Source organism: Serratia sp. (in: enterobacteria), assembly GCF_046715635.1.
Classification (GTDB): domain Bacteria; phylum Pseudomonadota; class Gammaproteobacteria; order Enterobacterales; family Enterobacteriaceae; genus Chania.
Genome location: NZ_JBKJYW010000449.1, coordinates 1 through 4699 on the forward strand (window position 1 = coordinate 1; position 4699 = coordinate 4699).

General features: G+C 54.6%; 4 protein-coding genes. 1 reads left to right on the plus strand and 3 read right to left on the minus strand.

Features of this window, described 5'->3' with window-relative positions:
- On the plus strand, nucleotides 1-1879 hold a 1879-nt coding region (locus ACLQ7H_RS23365), incomplete at its 5' end, for an ornithine decarboxylase (RefSeq protein WP_411754725.1).
- A gap of 68 nt (nucleotides 1880-1947) precedes the next feature.
- On the opposite strand, the gene mltC is transcribed toward ACLQ7H_RS23365, so the two are convergent.
- The 3 genes from mltC to mutY form a co-directional block, all read right to left on the minus strand.
- The gene (gene mltC / locus ACLQ7H_RS23370) at nucleotides 1948-3024 is read right to left on the minus strand and encodes a membrane-bound lytic murein transglycosylase MltC (protein ID WP_411754726.1); all 1077 of its coding nucleotides are present in this window, start codon (nucleotides 3022-3024) and stop codon (nucleotides 1948-1950) included.
- A gap of 64 nt (nucleotides 3025-3088) precedes the next feature.
- Nucleotides 3089-3361 carry an oxidative damage protection protein gene (locus ACLQ7H_RS23375; protein WP_411754727.1) on the minus strand — a complete coding sequence of 91 codons (273 nt, stop codon included), beginning with the start codon at nucleotides 3359-3361 and terminating at the stop codon, nucleotides 3089-3091.
- On the minus strand, nucleotides 3358-4458 hold the full coding sequence (mutY, locus tag ACLQ7H_RS23380; protein WP_411754728.1) for an A/G-specific adenine glycosylase: 1101 nt from the start codon (nucleotides 4456-4458) through the stop codon (nucleotides 3358-3360). The genes ACLQ7H_RS23375 and mutY overlap by 4 nt, the downstream gene beginning before the upstream one ends.
- Between the last annotated feature and the right edge of the window lie 241 nt (nucleotides 4459-4699).

Consider the following 4699-nt stretch of genomic DNA (forward strand, 5'->3'; position numbering starts at 1 on the left):
GTTGGAGGCCGCCGCCGATGCCTACGAGCAGGCGCTGTTGCCGCCGTTCTTCAAAACGCTGAAAACCTACGTGGAAATGGAGAACTCAACCTTTGCCTGCCCAGGCCATCAGGGCGGGGAGTTTTTCCGCAAGCACCCGGCAGGGCGCAAGTTTTTCGAGTTTTATGGTGAAACGATTTTCCGTTCGGACATGTGCAACGCCGATGTGAAGCTGGGCGATCTGCTGATCCATGAAGGCTCAGCCAAGGATGCGCAAAAACACGCGGCGAAAGTGTTCAACGCCGATAAAACCTATTTCGTACTGAATGGTACTTCGGCCTCCAATAAAGTGGTGACCAACGCGCTGCTGACGCGTGGCGATCTGGTGCTGTTCGATCGTAATAACCATAAATCCAATCACCACGGCGCGTTGATCCAGGCTGGGGCGACGCCGGTGTATCTGGAAACCGCACGTAACCCGTTTGGTTTTATCGGCGGCATCGATTCCCAATGCTTTGATGAGGCTTACCTACGCGAGCAGATCCGCCATGTTGCCCCGGAAAAAGCCGCTGCGGCACGGCCATTCCGCCTGGCGATCATTCAGCTCGGCACCTATGACGGTACGATTTACAACGCCCGTCAGGTGATCGATACCATCGGCCATCTGTGTGATTACATCCTGTTTGATTCGGCCTGGGTGGGGTATGAAGGCTTTATCCCGATGCTGAAAGAGTGCTCGCCGCTGCTGTTGGAGCTGGATGAGCACGATCCGGGTATTTTCGTCACGCAATCGGTGCATAAACAGCAGGCCGGGTTCTCGCAGACTTCGCAGATCCATAAGAAAGACGATCACATCAAAGGCCAGAAACGCCACTGCAACCATAAGCATCTCAACAATGCGTTTATGCTGCATGCCTCAACCAGTCCGTTTTATCCGCTATTTGCCGCGCTGGACGTCAACGCCAAGATGCATGCCGGTGCCGCTGGCCGCCGCATGTGGATGGAGTGCGTCAAGCTGGGGATCGACACGCGTAAACAGCTGCTGGCACGCTGCTCGCAGCTGCGGCCCTTTATTCCGCCGCAGGTGGCAGGCAAGAACTGGCAGGACTACGATACCGACCTGATCGCCAACGATGCACGCTTCTTCAACTTTGTACCGGGCGAGCAATGGCACGGCTTTGCAGGCTATGCGCAGGGGCAGTATCTGGTCGATCCTTGCAAGTTACTGCTGACCACGCCGGGAATTGATGCTGCCACCGGTCAGTACACCGAGTTCGGTATCCCGGCAACCATTCTGGCCAACTTCCTGCGTGAGAACGGCATCGTGCCGGAGAAGTGCGATCTCAACTCGATCCTGTTCCTGCTCACACCGGCGGAGAACCCGGCGAAAATGGATCATCTGGTGGATATGCTGGTGCAGTTCGAGCGTTACGTCGAGGCAGATGCGCCATTGAGTGAGGTTTTGCCGACGGTTTATCGCAAGAATCAGCAGCGTTATGCAGGCTACACCATTCGTCAGCTGTGTCAGGAGATGCACGATTTGTACGTCAGCTTCGACGTGAAGCAGTTGCAGAAAGAGATGTTCCGTCAGGATCATTTCCCGCCGGTGATGATGAATCCGCAGGACGCCAACGTCGAGTTTATCCGTGACAACGTTGAGCTGGTGCCGATCGCTCAAGCCGCCGGGCGGATCGCGGCAGAAGGTGCATTGCCTTATCCACCGGGCGTGCTGTGTGTAGTTCCGGGTGAAGTGTGGGGCGGTGCGGTACAGCGTTACTTCCTGGCGCTGGAGGAGGGCATCAACCGCTTGCCAGGCTTCTCACCGGAGTTGCAGGGTGTGTATATCGAGAAGAAAGATCACGGCTGGAAACGGATTTTTGGCTATATGATCAAACAGTAAAGCCCGTCTATTCGATTAGGGTTGGGGGGAATCTCCGTCCCCCCAGTCCTGTATTTTCCCACCAACGATTACTTCCGCCGGTAGTTTTTCTGCGCGTTGTTAACCTTCACCAGATAACGGCGCGATTCACCCGCCGGATGCTTGGTGGTCAGAGTCTGATAAATATCACCAGGCTGCATGCTGTTGATGAGGGTTACCGCCTTGGTCTTGTCACTATTGAACACCCGCAGCACGCTGCCAGCCCCACCGTTGTATGCGGTGATCACCGCATAACGGCGTGAGGTCGGGTTCTGAATGCCGCCCAGGTAGTTGTTCTGCAAGATGGCCAGATAGGCGGTACCGGTATCGATGTTGTTCTCCGGATCAAACAGGTAGTTGCGGCTTGGCGTACCCCATTTACCTTTGCTCTGGAACACGTCCTTACCGGCGGTATGCTGCACCACCTGCATCAGGCCCAATGCGTCGGAACCGCTTACCGCATACGGGTTAAAGCTGGATTCGGTCTGCATAATCGCCAGGATCAGCGACTCTTCGACGCCGTATTTCTCAGACGCCTGGCGAACCATCGGCAGATATTTGTGTGCACGTTTATCCAAGTGGTTAGGCACCAGTTGCATAGTTACCGAGTAGATCACGTGCAGGCCAGAGGTGCGTCTTTTTAGCTTGTTTTGCAGCAGATAGTCGGCGAAATGCGCCGCCCGCCATTCCCAGCGGATGGGTTGGCCCTTGTTATCCAGCACCTGGCCGTACAGGAACGGCTCTTTGCTGATCTGGATATCATTGACGTCAGAATAGAGGTCGATCGAGCCTGGATCGTCACCCATCAACAGGGTGCTGATCACCGCTTGGCGCAGATGAGCCGCAGGATCGGTGGTAGCGATGGTCTCGATGGTGATGGTGCCCGAATCAAAGTTGATGTGGCTACGGGTCTGATATTGGTCGGTATATTTGACATAGTCTTTTGGCCCGGCGATCAGAACTTCGCTTAGCCCCCAGATGTTCTCGATATTGTGGGCAAATTGGCCCATCAAAATATCAAAGGCGTTGGTGTCTTTGACATAGGCTTCCGTGACCACGTCGTTTTTTTTGCCGGAACAGGAGATCAGCAAAGGCGCTATCACTAGCAAAGCTAACATTTTCTTCATCTTGTTAAAGCCGTATACGCGAAGAATTAAATAGGGGAAAGGGCCAGCGCTGGCCCGGAAAATCTTATTCGCTCGGTGGCGTATAGCCTTCGATGTGGACCTCATGCCCTTCGAACAGGAAGCGGACCATCTCTTGTTCCAGCAGTTTGCGGTCATCCACATTCATCATGTTGAGCTTTTTCTCGTTGATCAGCATGGTCTGCTTCTTCATCCACTCTCCCCAGGCTTCCTTGGAGATCTCGTTGTAGATGCGTTTGCCGACGTCCCCTGGATAGAGCTGGAAGTCTTGCCCATCGGCGTCACGCTGCAGGAAGGTACAAAAAATGGTTCTGCTCATGCTAATTCCTCGTCAATGGCGCTGTTGCCAAATAAACCGGGTTGGGTCGGGGACTGTTTGGCCAACTGCTGTAGCAGGCGCTCAACCGGCGCGGCCAGCCCGACCGAAGGGGGCTGCGTTAAGTTATACCAGAGACCGGCACCCTCATCCATGGCGCTACCCGCTTTGTCGATGTTCAGCCACATAGGCACAATATCCAGATGGAAATGGCTGAAGGTGTGGCGGAAAGCGGTCATTTGCTCTAAACGGCTACCTTGCAGGCCGCGTTGTTGCAGCCAGAGTTCAAGATCGATCCGCGTGCTAAACTGCGGGAAACAGAATAACCCACCCCACAGGCCGGCACCCGGGCGCTGTTCCAGCCAGACGCCATCGCCCTGTTGCAGCATCAGGAAGTAGGCGGTTTTTTCCGGCAGGGTTTGCTTGGGTTTTTTGCCTGGATAGTTGGCCCAACTGCTGTTGCCGTTGGCAATGCAGCCGATATTGAGCGGGCATAGCTCACATTTGGGTTTGCTGCGGGTGCAGACCATCGCCCCCAGATCCATCATGGCCTGATTGAATTGGCCAACCCCTTTTGCCGGTGTGACCTCTTCGCTGATCTCCCACAGGCGATTTTCCACCTCTTTCTTGCCCGGCCAGCCAGCTATGGCATAGCAACGGGCCAGTACGCGCTTGACGTTACCGTCGAGGATCGGGAAGTGCTGCCCCTGGGACAGAGAGAGAATGGCGCCGGCGGTTGAACGGCCTATGCCAGGCAGCGCGACGATTTCTTCAAAGGTTGTCGGGAACTCGCCGCCGTGCTGTGCGACAATAGCCTGAGCCGCTTTATGCAAGTTTCTGGCGCGGGCGTAGTAACCTAACCCGGTCCACAGATGCAACACTTCATCCAGCGGCGCTTCAGCGAGGGTGCGTACGTTCGGAAAACGTGTCATAAATCGCTGAAAATAAGGAATCACGGTGGCAACCTGAGTCTGTTGCAACATGACCTCGGAGAGCCATACCTGATAAGGCGTTTTATCAAGTTGCCATGTCAACGTTTTGCGGCCATAGAGTTGGTACCAGTCAAGCACCACGTGCGAGAACTGTTGTGCTTGCATCATAAGTGAGTTCGCTATCCGGCGGATATTTGATGCGCGATTGCAGCATAGTGTGATGGGTGCTGTAAACCGGAACTTTCCGGCAAGTGTGGTGATGAACGCTTGCCAAACCAAGGTATCTTTGCATAATGCGCGTTTCCCTAATTGGCATCCTAACATACAGAAAGCACTATGATTAATGTCGTCATCTCTCCTGAATTTGATGAGAAGGGCCGCTCGATGCGCCGTTTCCGCAGTTTTGTTC